This is a genomic window from Candidatus Nanosynbacter sp. TM7-076 (genome assembly GCF_022828325.1).
In the GTDB taxonomy this organism is placed as follows: domain Bacteria; phylum Patescibacteriota; class Saccharimonadia; order Saccharimonadales; family Saccharimonadaceae; genus Nanosynbacter.
Genome location: NZ_JAJQJS010000003.1, coordinates 16,240 through 30,544, shown reverse-complemented (window position 1 = coordinate 30,544; position 14,305 = coordinate 16,240). Strand labels below are relative to the sequence as shown.

The window sequence follows — 14,305 nt, the reverse complement described above, 5'->3', positions numbered from 1 at the left end:
TTTTAGTATGGAAATATCCGCTAAGGTAATGTATAATTAACAGAGTTAAGAATTGTTAGTGACTATGAGGGGCTAAAACATGAATTGGAGAATAATTTTTCGCTCACTGAAAAATAAAGATATGCAAAAACGACTATTTATTGTCGTGGGAATAATCGTTGTTTATCGATTATTGGCGCACATTCCAGTGCCGTTGGCGGAGCCAACACAACTGCGTAACGCGATTTCGTCGGTGCTTGGGCAATCTGACCTCGGTGGAATTTTGAACTTGCTATCTGGTGGCGCGTTGTCGAGCTTTTCTCTGGTGCTGGTTGGACTTAGTCCATTCATTACCGCCAGCATTATCATTCAGCTTCTAACTAAAGCCATTCCAAGGCTTGAGGAGCTACATAAAGATGGTGAATCTGGACGTCGAAAAATTCAGCAATGGACACGTGTTATTACTGTGCCACTTGCTATTGTCCAGTCAATCGCTTTCATCTTCATCTTAAGGCAAACAGTTCTTCAAGGCGGCAGCACGACATTAGCCGACCCTACGATGATGGAATGGATAGTTTCAATCACTTCAATGACGGCAGGCTCTGTCCTTCTGATGTGGCTTGGCGAACTGATCACTGAGCAAGGGATCGGCAACGGTATTTCTATCGTAATCTTCGCTGGTATTATCAGCCAATTGCCACAAATGCTCGCGTCATTAATCTCATCATTGTTCAACACCTCATCTGGCAGCTTAAACGTCTTCAACTGGTTCACTCTCCCTGTAAACCCAGTTATGTTCTGGACGATATTAATCATGTCAATCGCCGGACTTATCGTCCTTTACTTCCTGGTTAAAATCAACGAAGCTCAGCGTGTCATTACGATTAACTACGCAAAACGCGTTCACGGAAACAGTAATTACGGCGACGTAAAAAGCATTTTGCCGGTTAAGTTGATTGCTGCGGGAGTTATTCCAGTCATCTTTGCGGTTGCATTCCTGAGCTTGCCACAATTTGTTGGTCAAGTTATGAAAGCGTCTGGTAATGCCAACCTTCTACCAACAGCCAACAAGCTTATCACTTGGTTCCAAGCTCCAAACGCGGGCTCATTCACGGGAAGCACGGCTGAGGCATTTATTTACCCAACGCTGTATTTTATCTTGGTTATCGCCTTTACGTATTTCTACACTGGAATCGTTTTTAATGCTAACGAAATTGCCGAAAATCTGCAGAAGCAGGGCGGATTTATTGAAGGCGTACGTCCGGGCGCTCAGACTGAAAAATACCTTATGAGAACCGTCAATCGCTTGATTTTGTTCGGCTCAATTGTCCTAGGAATCGTGGCTATTTTGCCATTCGTTGCGGAATATCTTACGTACAATTTGACAGGCTTGCAAGGTTTGCGTTTATCAATCGGCGGTACAGGAATCTTAATTATCGTATCAGTTGCCCTTGAAACTCTGCGACAAGTCAACTCTCGCGCGCTGATGGTTACATATGACGACTTTGACCCAGACGAGCTGCTTGATAGCGACAAAAAGAAGAGTAAGAAGCGTCGTTTGTTTAAGAGAAAATAATTGACATTAAAAATCCCCGCCGAAAAGCGGGGAATTCTTTTTTACGAACGAATTATCGTATTTTGTAATCGTAAGATAAATTGTCGCCAATTTTTTTCTCATTTTGGCAGACTGGCGCAATTTCATTACTAATGTTATTTTCATCAACCATCTTACAGCTCGGAATTTCAAATAGGTTAAATTGATTGGTTGGGGAAATCGCTTTCCATCCGCCATCTTGCTTAACTGCAAACATTCGTGCCGCAGAATTGCCGCAACCATAGCCTAGCAACAACTGTTTCTCGTCCTGGGAATGGGCAATCACCGCAGTTACGCCGTTGTTATCCTTACAGCCCGACTTCTTTACATCTGCTTTCAGAAAATCGCGAAGCTCTTGCGTGGCTGAATCGTTGCGAATAACCGCTTTATCTCCTTCAATTCGAAAGCCCAGAGACCCCAAGTTCACAGATCCATTATCAACCTTTTCCGCTGTTTGAGATGTCTTGTCAGAAGTTTGGTTGGCGTGTAATAAAATTACGCCAATAACTATCACTATCAAAGCCGTCACCAGACCGATTAGCACCGCGGCCATTATCTCATTCTTCGATTTTGTAACCTTAAAGTTTGCTGGTTTTTTCTTGCTTGCCATAAAAATCCTTATGTTAAATTTGATAGTACAATTATAGCACTTAAATTTACGGCGAAAACCCTTGTCAAACCGTGTTTAGTACTGTATAATTGACAACTGTAACTTATGGCGAGTCAAAAGGAAGTCATCAAAATGGTAGGAAAGGTAGTGGAAGCACTGCCTAATACTCAATTTAAGGTGGAACTGGAGAATGGCCATAGTATCATCGCGCACATTTCAGGACGAATGCGCAAGCATTACATCCGTCTGGTGCCTGGTGATAAGGTTGAGGTTGAGATGACCCCTTACGATCTTACAAAGGGACGAATCAGCTTCCGCCTACGTGACGATCGACCTCAAGGTCGGTAGTTAAATATTAACGGTAATCTCGGGTTTACTCGGGAAGGGAGATTTAAGCACTTTATGAAAGTTCGTGCAGGTGTGAAAAAAATCAGTCCCGATGATAAGTTCGTTCGCCGCAAAGGCCGACTATATATCATCAACAAGAAAAAACCTAAGAACAAGCAAAGGCAGGGTTAAGCATGGCTCGAATTGCTGGGGTAGTTATCCCAACAGAGAAGCAGGTGCAAATTGCGCTCACCTATATTTACGGTATTGGGCCAAAGCACGCTTCGAGCATCCTTGCGGCGGCTAAAATTGAGCCGACCACTCGGGTGAAAGATCTCACCGAGGCTGAAGAAAACAAGATTCGCGAAATTATTGATAGCGAATACACCGTTGAAGGTGATCTCCAGCGCTTGGTGACAAATAATATTAAGCGCTTGAAGGATATCAACGCCTATCGCGGTCTTCGCCACAAAGCAGGACTGCCAACACGCGGACAGCGGACTCGTACGAATGCACGAACTCGCAAGGGTCGCGCCATCGCCGTGGGCGGTACACAACCAAAAGCAGCAAGTAAGACCTAAAGAAAGGACTAAGAAATGGCAGACGCAAAATCTACCAAGAAGAAGCAGCGCCGATCAGTCCCAGCTGGTCAGCTGCACATTCAGGCAACATTTAACAATACTATCGTTACTTTTTCCGACAAGAAGGGTAACGTGCTAACTGCTTCATCAGCTGGTGCATGTGGTTTCCGTGGAAGTAAAAAAGGTACAGCCTATGCTTCACAGGTTGCTGCTGAAAAAGCTGCTGAAGCTGCGAAATCTCAATACGGCTTGAAGTCTGTTGACGTTTTCGTGAAAGGTGTCGGCTTGGGTCGTGACGCCGCTATTCGTGCGGTCAGCGCATTCGACATCTCAGTAGAAAGCATTAAGGACGTAACTGGCGTACCTCACGGTGGTGTTCGTCCACGAAAGGCACGGAGGGCATAATTATGGCACGAGATAATTCACCAATTGTCAAGCAAAGCCGCCGCGAAGGTTATGCGCTTCATCCAAAAGCACATAAAATTTTGGCGAAGAAATCTGGCATTCCAGGTCAGCACGCACATGGTCGTCAGAATAAGCCAAGTCTATATGCTACACAGCTTCGTGAAAAGCAGAAGGTTCGTCGCTTGTACGGCCTAGTCGAAAAGCAGTTTGCTCGCTTGATGGACGAAGCAACACGCGCTCAAGAAGGCTTGGCGGGCGAAAACTTGTTGAAGCTATTAGAGCGCCGCTTGGATAACGTTGTTTATCGTTCTGGATTTGCCGTATCACGTCGCGCAGCTCGTCAACTAGTTAGCCACGGACACTTTGAATTGAACGGCCGACGTGTCGATATTCCATCGATTCGCGTTAAAGCTGGCGATGTCATCACGGTTCGTCCAAAGAGTACCAAGTCAGAGTACTTTACACGAATTGACGATGTAATCAACAATTCAGTCCAAGGTCCATTAAGCTGGCTAAAAGCTGATAGCAAGAAGCTGAAGATTGAAGTAACTGGTTTGCCAAAGCGCGAGGAAGCAGAAGCTGACATCAACGAGCAATTAATTGTTGAGTATTACTCACGATAAAAGAAGGGTTAGGGAAGAATTATGGCAAAAGCAATTTACAATCCAGCACTCGCGAGCGTTGATGATATTTCAGAAACCAGTGCTACTTTTCTAATCGAGCCACTTCACCCAGGCTACGGTAATACTCTTGGTAACTCATTGCGACGCGTTCTATTGTCAAGCGTTCGCGGTGGCGCGGTTGTGGCTTTCAGGATTGAAGGCGCAACTCACGAGTTTACTACTGTTGAGGGCATCAAAGAAGATGTTGTCGACATTATGTTGAACTTGAAAAACGTTCACCTACGCGTATTTACTGACGATCCAGTTGAGCTACGCATTGAGAAAACTGGCGCTGGCGAAGTAACTGCCGCTGACATTAAAACTAATGCTGATGTTGAAGTCGTTAACCCAGAGCAAGTAATTGCTACAATCGACGACCCAAACAAGCATTTGGTTATGGATTTGGTGGTTGAGGCAGGCTGCGGTTACCAGACAATTGAAGAGTCAAGCGAAAAGCGTTTGCACAGCGACATGATTGCTATCGACGCAATGTACTCACCAGTTCTACGCGTTCGCTACAAAGTCGACTCAACTCGTGTTGGCCAGGAAACAAACTTGGATAAATTGGCAATTACTGTTGAAACTAATGGCGCAATCACACCTCGTGAGGCGTTCGAAGAAGCAGCAGCGATTCTCGTCAATCAATACACAGCTTTGGCTGGCAACACGATGGTAACTGGCGCACCAGCACTTGGTGCAGCTAAGGAAGACGAAGAGTCAGAGCTAGCAATGCCAATCGAAGAGCTAAACTTAAGCGCCCGCACGACGAACGCGCTAATTAACAATGAAATCCGCACTATTCGCGATTTGGTAACTTTGACTGAGCAAGATTTGCGAGAATTGAAAGGTTTCGGTTCAAAGGCACTAGACGAAGTACGTGACAAGATGGCGGAGTTGGAGTTTTAACTATGCATAGACACGGATATCAAGGGCGCAAGTTCGGCCGCGAGCGTGATCAGCGACGAGCCCTACTCAAAGGTCTGGCTACCAGCTTGGTTGAGTACGGGAAGATCGAGACCACCTTGCCAAAGGCTAAGGAACTAAAGCGTCACATTGAAAAAATCATCACCAAGGCTAAAAAGGGCGACCTAGCTAGCCGACGTCAGGTGATTGCAGCATTAAGCACACGCGCTGCTGCTTACAAACTAGTTGATGAAATCGCGCCACAGCTAAGTGGTCGAACCAGCGGACACGTTCGCGTTGAACGAACACGTTTGCGAGTCGGCGATGGCGCTCAAATGGCGATCATCGAGTTTGTTGACGATATTAAACCAATGCCAAAGGAAGGAAAATAAGATGAAGACTTATTCACAAAAACCATCTGAAGTTTCTCGCCGTTGGGTATTGTTTGACGCTAGCGAATTACCACTTGGACGTTTGGCTACAGAAATTGCCAAGCATTTGACTGGTAAATACAAGCCAACTTACACTCCTCACATTGACGGTGGCGACTACGTAGTTGTTATCAATGCTGCGCAGACAGTTGTTACTGGATACAAGGAAACTGATAAGTATTACTATCGCCACAGTGGTTTTCCAGGTGGAATTAAGGAAACGCAATTCAAAGAAATGCGCGAACGCCACCCAGAGCGAATTATTGAAGAAGCTGTTAAAGGTATGTTGCCAAAGAATAAATTGCAAGCAGAGCGCCTAAAGCGTCTACGCATTTTTGCTGGCAGCGACCACGCTCACACAGCACAAACACCAGAGAAAGTTGAGGTAAAGTAATATGGCTGCTGATACTTATTTCTACGGCCTAGGACGACGCAAGAGTGCTTCAGCAAGTGTTCGCCTACTTCCTGGCAAAGGTACTATTACGATCAACGGCAAACCTGCCGCTGAATACCTGGATGGCAACAAAACTCTTCTAGCAGAAGTAACCGATCCACTTGCAATTGTCAGCAAGCAAAAAGAATTCGACGTTACTATCCTAGTTAAGGGTGGCGGCTTAGCTGGTCAAGTTGACGCTATCAAGCTTGGCATCGCAAAGGCTTTGACCGCAGCTCACGCCGACCTGCGTCCAGTTCTGAAGAAGGCCGAGCTATTGAAGCGCGACCCACGCGAGAAAGAGCGCAAGAAATACGGTCTTCGTTCTGCTCGTAAACGCGAACAATTCTCTAAGCGTTAGTACAGAAAAGGCTATTACAAAATACTCCGTTTCACATGCAGGCGGAGTATTTTCATAGTATACTAAAAATATGTTGGACAAGATTATCCATCGCTGGTTACAGATTCCGTATGCATTGAACGTGCATTATTTTTCTCGTCCAGAAAAACCGAAAGCGACGATTTTACTTATTCATGGATTAGGCACATCCTGGAAAACATGGACGCCGCTGGAGCCATATTTGCCGAAGGACACGCGAGTTATAGCAATTGATATGCTGGGATTTGGCAATTCGCCCAAGCCTGATTGGAAATCCTACAATGTTCACGACCAAGCCGCAAGCATCGTCGCCACTTTGCGCAGGGAATTCATAAATCACGTCGATATTATCATCGGTCATTCTATGGGATCGCTGGCCGCGGTAGAGCTCGCCAAGCAATATCCGAAGTTGAGCAAGTCGCTGATTTTGTGTAGTCCGCCGATATATTATCCGAGGGTCGACGAAAAAAATCATCATCCAGAGAAGATTTTGCGTGCGCTTTATGAGTTTTTCAATAGCCATCCGCGCAGCTCGAAACGCTTTTTGCAATTCGCTGATCGGCACAATATTTGGCCTGACGCTGGATTTAAGGCTGATGAAGTTACCGCCGAGTCGTTTTTAATTGCCCTGAACACCGCGATTATAAATCAGACGACAATGAATGACATCACTAAGCTCACTCTTTCGATTGCTATTTTGTCTGGAAAACTCGACCCACTGATTGTCGAGAGAAACTTAAAGAAATTGGCAAAAGATCATAACAATATCACTCATACGTCAATGGCAACTCAGCGGCATGAAATAACCGATAAATATGCAAAGAAGTTGTCGGAAATTATGAAAGAGCATTTGGCGGGAAAATATTCACCAAAAATGAGTCGTCTTATAGCAAAGTCCAAACGAGAAGGTTTATGATTGAAATAGAGTCCAAATTTAAGGTATCGAGCAACATAACACGCGACGAGCTTCTCACTATCCTTAAAGACCAACTTATTGCGCAAATATCAAGCAAACGCCAAATTGACACGGTGTTTTTATTGCCCGAGCAAGTTGACGCGCCAATTGTTCCTGGTTCAAAAATTATGCGAGTGCGCGACGTTCTTAATCCGGAAACTGGCGAGTTGCGACGAAGCTTGATGACATTGAAGGTCGAGGAGCAGACAAAGCTAGCGTCTGATGAATATGAATTTGCAGTTGATGACGGAAATGCGGCGCGCCAAATGCTCACAGCGCTGGGCTGGCAAGAAATCGTTACGGTTGATAAAATCCGCCTTGAATCGAAAACTGAGGACTATACGATTTGCATTGATGAAGTTGCTGGATTGGGGTTATTTATTGAACTGGAGGTTTTGACCGAAGATAGCGCCGACGTAAAAAACATTCAACAACAAATGTACAATTTTCTGAAAAGCCTGAACATTGACGGCAAATTATGGAAAATTCCGTACGACACAAGCATTAGAAATCTGCAAAATAACGCTAGTTAGCGTATAATTATCAAATTAAATTTAAGAGGTCTTATGTCGGTTGAAATTAAAAGATCCAAAAAAGACATATCGGCTGTCTTTACGCGCGTGAAAAATAAATTAGCGCTAGTGCTTGCGGATAGTTCGCAAATTCATCATGTCGGCAGTACCGCGGTACTTGGTTTAGATGGTAAAAATATCCTAGATATCCTTATTTCTGCTAAAGATAGCGAACACATGAACGAGCTGCGGGACAAATTGGTAGCAATTGGATATTTTCCTTCATTAAATCCAAGTTCCCGTCAAGGGTATATCTTCCTGGCGTCCCGACAAGAAGAAACTGGCGAGGGCGATATTCATATTCACCTCGCGGTCGCGAATACTGAAACGCACGATAACTTCTTAATTATCAGAGATCATCTAAGGTCTCACAATGACGAAGCTGATCAATATTCAAAGATAAAATATCAATATGCCAAGCAAGCAAATTACGACAGGTCAGCGTATAAAAAACTTAAAGCAGCTTATGTCGATAAGTTATTGCAACGTGCCAGGCAGTGGAAAAATGGCGGCTAATCTCCTCATTCATATTCCGCACGCTTCGCTCCATCTGCTGCCAGATTTTTGGCGCGATGTTACGGTTGACGGATTCGTGATGCTGCGGGATTATTTAGTAAACTCATGAAAGTTGACAACGACTACATTCAACAGGCTATCATTGCTCGCGAAATCATTGATCTCTACCGAGATTCGTAAGACAAAATCGGGACGGCTGTATTGCTTGATGTATTGTGTTTTGCAATGGCGCGATTAACTGACTGCGATAAAGTTGACTATCCAACAATTGACTGGGATGATTTAGCAAGTAACTTTGATGGCATAGCAACATCCCAGGACAGTGATGTATCAGCTATACGAAAGATAGAAAAAGGCATAGAGTCCGTATACAAAAAGTCTTTAAAAATTATAGATCAATAGCTAAGTTAAACTAGAAAGAGGATATCGTCCCATTACTTAACGATCGAATAATGTTATAATATACCTAATGAAACCATCAAAACCCGTAATTCTCACTGGCGTGCGCGCCAACAACAACATCCACATAGGTAATTACTTTGGGGCTATTTTGCCGATTATCAATATGGCGAAGCGCCGCTCGGACGAATATGATATCAATCTATTCATCCCAGACCTTCACAGTTTTACGACGCCGATCGACCACAGCAAGTTATACGACAGCGTCCTAAATAACGCGCGAGTTTACGCCGCCGCTGGATTGTCGTTGGACAATACCTCCATTCATCTATATCGCCAAAGTTATATCCCAGCTCACAGCGAGCTAACATGGATTTTAGATTGCTTCACTGGGTTTGGCAGGATGAGCATAATGACACAGTTCAAAGACAAATCGCGTAAGTTTCTTGATAGTAAAATAACCAAGGGGGAAATGTCTGACGAACAGAGAATTTGGGACACTATAGACAGAAATATCTCCGTCGGACTATTTAACTATCCTGTCCTGATGGCTGCCGACATCTTGCTTTACGGCGCGACTTACGTGCCAGTTGGCGACGATCAGACCCAGCATTTGGAGTTCACGCGTGATATTGCCGAGCGAATGAATCGTAAGTTTGGCGATCTATTTATCGTGCCAAAACCCGTAATTCAGCAACATCAATTCTTCGGAAAAGATCAAGGATTGAGGATTAAAGATCTCGTGAATCCAGCGAAGAAAATGAGCAAATCTGACGAGAGCGGCAAGGGAATTATTTTCCTTTCTGACGATCCAAAATCGGCACATAAGAAAATAATGAGCGCAACGACAGATTCAATTGGTAAAGTTCAATATGACAAGGAAAATCAGCCGGGAATTTCTAATTTGCTGGAGATTTTGACTTTGGTTCGGCAAGACGCTGGCAGGGAAGTTACTTTGGAGCAAACCGCCAATGAGTACTTCGGTATGGATCGTTATGGCGATTTCAAGCGAATCGTGGCCGACGAAGTTGCGGAATTTTTGGAGAATTTCCAGAATCGGCTTGCGGCGGTTGATGAGCGAGCAATTGAAGAGAAGTTGGCTTCTAGTGAAAAAGACATGAATGCCGTCGCTAATGAAACTTTGTACCGTGTTCAAAAAGCCGTAGGGCTTCGAAAATAGGGAGCAAATCGCGTGAAAATATTACCTCGGACAGTGCTGAAAATAGCTAGATTATACAAACTGGCGGACGATAATACGCCCGTCAAGGCGCTGCGTCGGCTGGAAATTCAAACGGATGAGTCGCACGTTTTTGCGGAATTTATTTTGAATAAGCAGCATTTTGCATTGCTTTACGGCTCGATTGTTGACGAGGAATCTATTGACGAGCTATGGACGGAAAAACCAGATAACGCCGAGATTTTGCCAAATCCGCTAGATCCAGAATTTATCGAAACGCCGTTCCAGGGAAAGTACGTCATAATGTTCCGAATTTCGCCAACCAAAGTTCGCTTGGATATTTATTTATCGACCAAATTCGACACGACAATTTCCCGAAGTCTTTGGCAAAAATACATAAAAGCTGGATATGTTTCGGTTAATAATAAAGTCGTGACGACGCCAAAATTTGAAGTTGATGAGACTGATGAGATTGCGCTTAATTTGCCAGAAAAAGAGCAGACGGATGTAGATTTGCCGATTTTATACGAGGATGATGATGTGATTGTCGTTAATAAGCCAAGCGGACTGCTGACACACGCGAAGGGTGGACTTTCTGACGAGCCGACGGTCGCAGAGATAATTCGTCCGAAAACTTCGTTTGCGACGGACACGGATCGTCCGGGAATTGTCCATAGGCTTGACCGCGACACTTCAGGGCTGTTGATTATAGCCAAAAACCCAGAATCTGCCGCGCATCTACAGAGGCAATTTGCCGAGCGAACCGCCAAGAAAACCTACATAGCGATAACCGACGGCAAACCAAAGTTGAATGCCGCAAAAATTGATCTGCCAATTGGGCGCAATCCTTCGGCGCCGAGCACGTTCCGCATAGATCCGAACGGAAAGCCGGCTCAAACAACTTACCATGTTTTGGCGGAAAATGATACTCAGTCGCTTGTGGAGTTGAAGCCGACCACTGGTCGAACTCATCAATTGCGTGTCCATTTGGCTCATTTGAATGCACCGATTCTTGGCGATCGAGTTTACGGAAAGTCTTCGGATTGTCGTATGATGTTGCATGCTCAAAAATTAGAAATAACTTTGCCGTCTGGTGATAGAAAAGTTTTTGAAGCCGCAGTTCCTGACGAATTCAAGAAGTTCTTCCCAGAGGATTTATAGATGCCTGAAGTGATTATATCCGCTCGAGATGCTCAAAAAATCAACCAGATTTCATCGCAATTACCGCACGCGCTTTTGGTGATTGCTGATTACGGGCTTGATGGACTGGGCGTAGCTCAAATGTTGGCAAAAAATAGCGATACTTTTCACCTGAAACCGCTTCCAGAAAAGCAAACTATATCCGTTGATCAAATCCGCGAACTCATCTCTACGCTCCGAACTTACGCCATAAATCGTCGAGTTATTGTCATTGACGAAGCCGATTCAATGACCGAGCCGTCGCAAAATGCATTCCTGAAAGCGCTGGAAGAGCCGAATAAAAATACCAATTTTATCCTTGTTGCGAAAAACCCGAAGTTGATGCTTGACACTGTTAGATCTCGTTGCCAGACATTAACACTTCATAAAACGACATCCGCTCAGGATAAGAAACTGCTTGAAAAGTACAATTTAGACCCAGCTTCTAGCCAGCAGATCCTTTTCCTCGCGGCTGGGCGACCATTGTTGATTAAAGAATTGGCGGAAAATCCAGAAAAATTCGCCGAATATCGCCAATTAGCCACTGACGCAAAGCAAATTTTAGCCACAAATCGGGAATACGACACGTTTAAGAATCTCGCCAAATACTTTTCTGACCGCCAAAAAGCGATATTACTGACGGATATTATAGTGAATATGATTCGTTTTCAGGCTTTATCTCGCGGGATGAATTCGTCGCTTGAGGAGCAACTTGAAAAAACTACCTCTGTTGCGAGCGCGTTAAAATCTAACGCCAACGTCAGGCTGGCGCTGACGCAACTTGTGATATAATAGTATAGATATGTTTGGATTACTCCTCATTCTGATTTTAATGATTTGGGCGATTTTTTATCATCCGTCAATCAAAGAAACTGGCGATTTGCCAACTAAGATTACTAATAAACTTGATCAATTATGGGAAATTGCCCAAGAATCAATTCGTGAAAATAAATATCTGCGAGCAGAAAAGGCATTATTGACAATTTTGCGAGTCGACGAGAAAAACGCCACGGCGTACAACCGTTTGGGAATTTTATACGCCAAGCAACGCGCATATAAAGACGCCATCGAGTGTTTTGAGATTGCCCAGAGTTTGGAGCCAAGCGCCTCCAGTCTTCATAACGTCGGCTTAATCTACTACGAAACAGAGAATTACGAAAAGGCGTCGCTAGCGTTCGAGCAAGCACTAGAAATGGAAGATGATTTGGCGGCGCGTTACATCGCTTACGCTAAGGTTCAGGAGAAAATAGGGAATACGAAGAAGGTTATCAACGCCCTGGAAAAAGCTGTCGAGTTAGAGCCGATTCCTCAGACGTTGAAGATTTTAGCGGAAGCATATGACAATGCTGGACAGACTGAGCTGGCTGAAGAATTGCGTAAAAAAGCCACGAAAATGCTAACTCCGACAGCGTCATCAAAGAAAGCCGACGCGCCACGTCCACGCCAACAGCGCAAAATCCATCAACCGCGAAAAATAGTTATGTAAACTCTTGTCACAGAGAGAAAAAATTGATAAAATAAATTCAGTTGCCGCTTTAGCTCAGTTGGCTAGAGCAACGGTTTTGTAAACCGTAGGTCCTCGGTTCGAGCCCGAGAAGCGGCTCCACATCACGCTGGAATCGTGTAGTGGCAATCACAGGAGACTGTAAATCTCCCGCCGTAAGGCTTCGTAGGTTCGAGTCCTACTTCCAGCACCAAGATTGAATCATCGTCGCCTTTTGAGGCGACTTTTTTGATAGCGTAAAGTAGCAATATTGACTTTTATAGGCATATGTGCTATTATATGGGTATGTTTGAATTTACAAAATCTATTCTGACACTATGGAATAGCGAAAAAAACCAACGATTGAAATTACAATACGCTTATATTATGTTAGCCATAATCGGGCTGGCTGTAGCGGGATTATTGACATTATTTAACGCTTCATCAGCGCACTTGGCGGCATCAGCTTCAGGAATATTGTTCGTTACATTCTTAGTCAATAGCATAGCGTGGGGAATAATAGAGGCATTTGTCACGCCAAAGCTGCCAAAAGAGACCAATACCCCAGTCAAAAAGTCAGCTCGTAAAAAATAGCCCTGTTGATTAAACATGGCTTAATATGCTAAAATTAAGCCTGTTACGCCGCGATAGCTCAGTTGGTAGAGCGCATCCATGGTAAGGATGAGGTCTCGGGTTCAAGCCCCGATCGTGGCTCCATATGAAACACAGATTCGCAGAGATGCGGATCTTTTTTTATTCTTCCTTCATTAAGTTTATAAATTTAACTGGTTTTCCTTTTTCCCAATCCATAATAAAGGCATATTTACCATTATGCTTAAAGTGGTCATTGCTTTTGCATCCAATACACTCATTCTTAATAATCTTTGGAGATTCGCCCCATAATTTGACCATAGGGGGAATTTCTTTTTCTATCACTTCATGGCGGCAACTCATCGGTATCACGTTTTTAATTCCGTCCATCTGGAAAATGTTCCAAGAAATAATTTCCGCAACCCGTAATAACATTTCCATTTTTTCTTTTGATATTTTCCTGTCAAGATTTATCTTATCGTCAGGGAATTTGTCATTCCAGTAGTCGATGAAGGTATATAAAAGGTTCTCTCTGGCTAGTAGAAGATTATCACCTTGCCATTCATATCCGTAAGAGCATTGAAAAGCAACAATCGCCCATTCCAACCATTCTTTCTTATCATTACAATACGAACCGACAACTTGAAGTTTACGGTCTAAAAATCCCACCCTGTCAGACAGTTTCAACACTTTTTTTCCGCTGGCGGCATTGTATCGACCGACTATAAACGGCGCCTCACCGCAGGTTATTTCCAGGCGAAGTTCTTTAACGTAATCCTTCCAATTATTCTCATCCGCAGGCCAATTTCCAGTACTCCAGTCTATCTGTCTGTTCATTTGACTGACAATATTCTTTGGCGTAAAAACCTCAGCCTTATCCTTTGTGCGGCTTTTTTGCTCCTCTTTCGACTTGGCAATTCTGGGCTGTATTAAATACGTATTTGACCCAGTGATATCTAAAATCGATATTTCTTGCTTTGGATTATGACCGACGTAAGAGTCGGTAGCCCACAAAATATTATGCGATTTTCGCTTCGTCGTCCGCGTCCTGTCCAACAAAAGAACATCCAACAAGTCGCCATGGCGGCGAATGGTGTTTTCAAGGATGTCAACAGCAGAGTCTGGCATG

20 protein-coding genes and 3 tRNA genes are annotated in these 14,305 nt (G+C 44.1%); 21 read left to right on the top strand and 2 right to left on the bottom strand.

Annotated features, from left to right (window positions below):
• Positions 1-121 precede the first annotated feature (121 nt).
• Positions 122-1,555 (top strand): preprotein translocase subunit SecY, encoded by a 1,434-nt coding sequence (gene secY, locus LRM47_RS02795; RefSeq protein WP_243822714.1) that lies wholly within the window; start codon positions 122-124, stop codon positions 1,553-1,555.
• A 52-nt stretch (positions 1,556-1,607) separates the two neighbouring features.
• Here secY and LRM47_RS02790 read toward each other — a convergent pair whose 3' ends face one another.
• A complete protein-coding gene (locus LRM47_RS02790; RefSeq protein WP_243822713.1) occupies positions 1,608-2,183 on the bottom strand; it encodes a hypothetical protein in 576 nt (191 codons plus the stop codon).
• Between the two features lie 105 nt (positions 2,184-2,288).
• On the opposite strand from LRM47_RS02790, the gene infA reads away from it, so the two are divergent.
• The 20 genes from infA (at position 2,289) to LRM47_RS02690 (ending at position 13,302) form a co-directional block, all read left to right on the top strand.
• Complete coding sequence (gene infA, locus LRM47_RS02785) at positions 2,289-2,531, top strand: translation initiation factor IF-1 (protein WP_129635133.1); 243 nt, start codon at positions 2,289-2,291, stop codon at positions 2,529-2,531.
• A 54-nt stretch (positions 2,532-2,585) separates the two neighbouring features.
• On the top strand, positions 2,586-2,702 hold the full coding sequence (gene rpmJ / locus LRM47_RS02780; RefSeq protein ID WP_129637195.1) for a 50S ribosomal protein L36: 117 nt from the start codon (positions 2,586-2,588) through the stop codon (positions 2,700-2,702).
• A 2-nt stretch (positions 2,703-2,704) separates the two neighbouring features.
• Positions 2,705-3,091, top strand: a complete 387-nt coding sequence (rpsM, locus tag LRM47_RS02775; protein WP_039327369.1) for a 30S ribosomal protein S13 — start codon at positions 2,705-2,707, stop codon at positions 3,089-3,091.
• A gap of 15 nt (positions 3,092-3,106) precedes the next feature.
• A complete protein-coding gene (rpsK, locus tag LRM47_RS02770; RefSeq protein ID WP_129745336.1) occupies positions 3,107-3,496 on the top strand; it encodes a 30S ribosomal protein S11 in 390 nt (129 codons plus the stop codon).
• A 2-nt stretch (positions 3,497-3,498) separates the two neighbouring features.
• The gene (rpsD, locus tag LRM47_RS02765) at positions 3,499-4,119 is read left to right on the top strand and encodes a 30S ribosomal protein S4 (RefSeq protein ID WP_129632896.1); all 621 of its coding nucleotides are present in this window, start codon (positions 3,499-3,501) and stop codon (positions 4,117-4,119) included.
• Between the two features lie 21 nt (positions 4,120-4,140).
• Positions 4,141-5,064 (top strand): DNA-directed RNA polymerase subunit alpha, encoded by a 924-nt coding sequence (locus LRM47_RS02760; protein WP_243822712.1) that lies wholly within the window; start codon positions 4,141-4,143, stop codon positions 5,062-5,064.
• A 2-nt stretch (positions 5,065-5,066) separates the two neighbouring features.
• Positions 5,067-5,453, top strand: a complete 387-nt coding sequence (gene rplQ, locus LRM47_RS02755) for a 50S ribosomal protein L17 (RefSeq protein WP_129636875.1) — start codon at positions 5,067-5,069, stop codon at positions 5,451-5,453.
• 1 nt (position 5,454) lies between these two features.
• On the top strand, positions 5,455-5,886 hold the full coding sequence (rplM, locus tag LRM47_RS02750) for a 50S ribosomal protein L13 (RefSeq protein WP_129632888.1): 432 nt from the start codon (positions 5,455-5,457) through the stop codon (positions 5,884-5,886).
• 1 nt (position 5,887) lies between these two features.
• A complete protein-coding gene (gene rpsI, locus LRM47_RS02745; RefSeq protein WP_129632884.1) occupies positions 5,888-6,286 on the top strand; it encodes a 30S ribosomal protein S9 in 399 nt (132 codons plus the stop codon).
• Between the two features lie 70 nt (positions 6,287-6,356).
• Entirely contained in the window at positions 6,357-7,220 is an 864-nt protein-coding gene (locus LRM47_RS02740) for an alpha/beta fold hydrolase (protein WP_243822711.1), read from the top strand.
• The gene (cyaB, locus tag LRM47_RS02735; protein WP_243822710.1) at positions 7,217-7,792 is read left to right on the top strand and encodes a class IV adenylate cyclase; all 576 of its coding nucleotides are present in this window, start codon (positions 7,217-7,219) and stop codon (positions 7,790-7,792) included. Before LRM47_RS02740 ends, cyaB begins: the two co-directional genes overlap by 4 nt.
• Positions 7,793-7,825: 33 nt before the next feature.
• Entirely contained in the window at positions 7,826-8,347 is a 522-nt protein-coding gene (locus LRM47_RS02730) for a GrpB family protein (RefSeq protein WP_243822709.1), read from the top strand.
• Positions 8,348-8,816: 469 nt separating this feature from the next.
• On the top strand, positions 8,817-9,926 hold the full coding sequence (trpS, locus tag LRM47_RS02725) for a tryptophan--tRNA ligase (protein ID WP_243822708.1): 1,110 nt from the start codon (positions 8,817-8,819) through the stop codon (positions 9,924-9,926).
• A 12-nt stretch (positions 9,927-9,938) separates the two neighbouring features.
• Positions 9,939-11,084 (top strand): RluA family pseudouridine synthase, encoded by a 1,146-nt coding sequence (locus tag LRM47_RS02720; RefSeq protein WP_243822707.1) that lies wholly within the window; start codon positions 9,939-9,941, stop codon positions 11,082-11,084.
• On the top strand, positions 11,085-11,894 hold the full coding sequence (locus tag LRM47_RS02715) for an AAA family ATPase (RefSeq protein ID WP_243822706.1): 810 nt from the start codon (positions 11,085-11,087) through the stop codon (positions 11,892-11,894).
• Positions 11,895-11,904: 10 nt separating this feature from the next.
• Positions 11,905-12,588 carry a tetratricopeptide repeat protein gene (locus LRM47_RS02710; protein ID WP_243822705.1) on the top strand — a complete coding sequence of 228 codons (684 nt, stop codon included), beginning with the start codon at positions 11,905-11,907 and terminating at the stop codon, positions 12,586-12,588.
• Positions 12,589-12,631: 43 nt separating this feature from the next.
• Positions 12,632-12,708 (top strand) — tRNA-Thr (locus LRM47_RS02705).
• Between the two features lie 6 nt (positions 12,709-12,714).
• Positions 12,715-12,799: transfer RNA gene (locus tag LRM47_RS02700), tRNA-Tyr, on the top strand.
• Positions 12,800-12,891: 92 nt separating this feature from the next.
• Entirely contained in the window at positions 12,892-13,179 is a 288-nt protein-coding gene (locus tag LRM47_RS02695; RefSeq protein ID WP_243822704.1) for a hypothetical protein, read from the top strand.
• Between the two features lie 47 nt (positions 13,180-13,226).
• Positions 13,227-13,302: transfer RNA gene (locus LRM47_RS02690), tRNA-Thr, on the top strand.
• Between the two features lie 36 nt (positions 13,303-13,338).
• Here LRM47_RS02690 and LRM47_RS02685 read toward each other — a convergent pair.
• Positions 13,339-14,304 carry a hypothetical protein gene (locus LRM47_RS02685; RefSeq protein WP_243822703.1) on the bottom strand — a complete coding sequence of 322 codons (966 nt, stop codon included), beginning with the start codon at positions 14,302-14,304 and terminating at the stop codon, positions 13,339-13,341.
• Position 14,305: the final 1 nt, after the last annotated feature.

Bases quoted from the DNA above. Each gene is read 5' to 3' on its own strand.
- LRM47_RS02715 (WP_243822706.1), top strand. From the start codon at position 11,085: ATGCCTGAAGTGATTATATCCGCTCGAGATGCTCAAAAAATCAACCAG.
- rpsM (WP_039327369.1), top strand. From the start codon at position 2,705: ATGGCTCGAATTGCTGGGGTAGTTATCCCAACAGAGAAGCAGGTGCAA.
- infA (WP_129635133.1), top strand. From the start codon at position 2,289: ATGGCGAGTCAAAAGGAAGTCATCAAAATGGTAGGAAAGGTAGTGGAA.
- secY (WP_243822714.1), top strand. From the start codon at position 122: ATGCAAAAACGACTATTTATTGTCGTGGGAATAATCGTTGTTTATCGA.
- trpS (WP_243822708.1), top strand. From the start codon at position 8,817: ATGAAACCATCAAAACCCGTAATTCTCACTGGCGTGCGCGCCAACAAC.
- rplM (WP_129632888.1), top strand. From the start codon at position 5,455: ATGAAGACTTATTCACAAAAACCATCTGAAGTTTCTCGCCGTTGGGTA.
- LRM47_RS02760 (WP_243822712.1), top strand. From the start codon at position 4,141: ATGGCAAAAGCAATTTACAATCCAGCACTCGCGAGCGTTGATGATATT.
- rplQ (WP_129636875.1), top strand. From the start codon at position 5,067: ATGCATAGACACGGATATCAAGGGCGCAAGTTCGGCCGCGAGCGTGAT.
- cyaB (WP_243822710.1), top strand. From the start codon at position 7,217: ATGATTGAAATAGAGTCCAAATTTAAGGTATCGAGCAACATAACACGC.
- LRM47_RS02695 (WP_243822704.1), top strand. From the start codon at position 12,892: ATGTTTGAATTTACAAAATCTATTCTGACACTATGGAATAGCGAAAAA.
- LRM47_RS02790 (WP_243822713.1), bottom strand. From the start codon at position 2,183: ATGGCAAGCAAGAAAAAACCAGCAAACTTTAAGGTTACAAAATCGAAG.
- LRM47_RS02710 (WP_243822705.1), top strand. From the start codon at position 11,905: ATGTTTGGATTACTCCTCATTCTGATTTTAATGATTTGGGCGATTTTT.
- rpsI (WP_129632884.1), top strand. From the start codon at position 5,888: ATGGCTGCTGATACTTATTTCTACGGCCTAGGACGACGCAAGAGTGCT.
- rpsD (WP_129632896.1), top strand. From the start codon at position 3,499: ATGGCACGAGATAATTCACCAATTGTCAAGCAAAGCCGCCGCGAAGGT.
- LRM47_RS02685 (WP_243822703.1), bottom strand. From the start codon at position 14,304: ATGCCAGACTCTGCTGTTGACATCCTTGAAAACACCATTCGCCGCCAT.
- LRM47_RS02730 (WP_243822709.1), top strand. From the start codon at position 7,826: ATGTCGGTTGAAATTAAAAGATCCAAAAAAGACATATCGGCTGTCTTT.
- rpsK (WP_129745336.1), top strand. From the start codon at position 3,107: ATGGCAGACGCAAAATCTACCAAGAAGAAGCAGCGCCGATCAGTCCCA.
- LRM47_RS02740 (WP_243822711.1), top strand. From the start codon at position 6,357: ATGTTGGACAAGATTATCCATCGCTGGTTACAGATTCCGTATGCATTG.
- rpmJ (WP_129637195.1), top strand. From the start codon at position 2,586: ATGAAAGTTCGTGCAGGTGTGAAAAAAATCAGTCCCGATGATAAGTTC.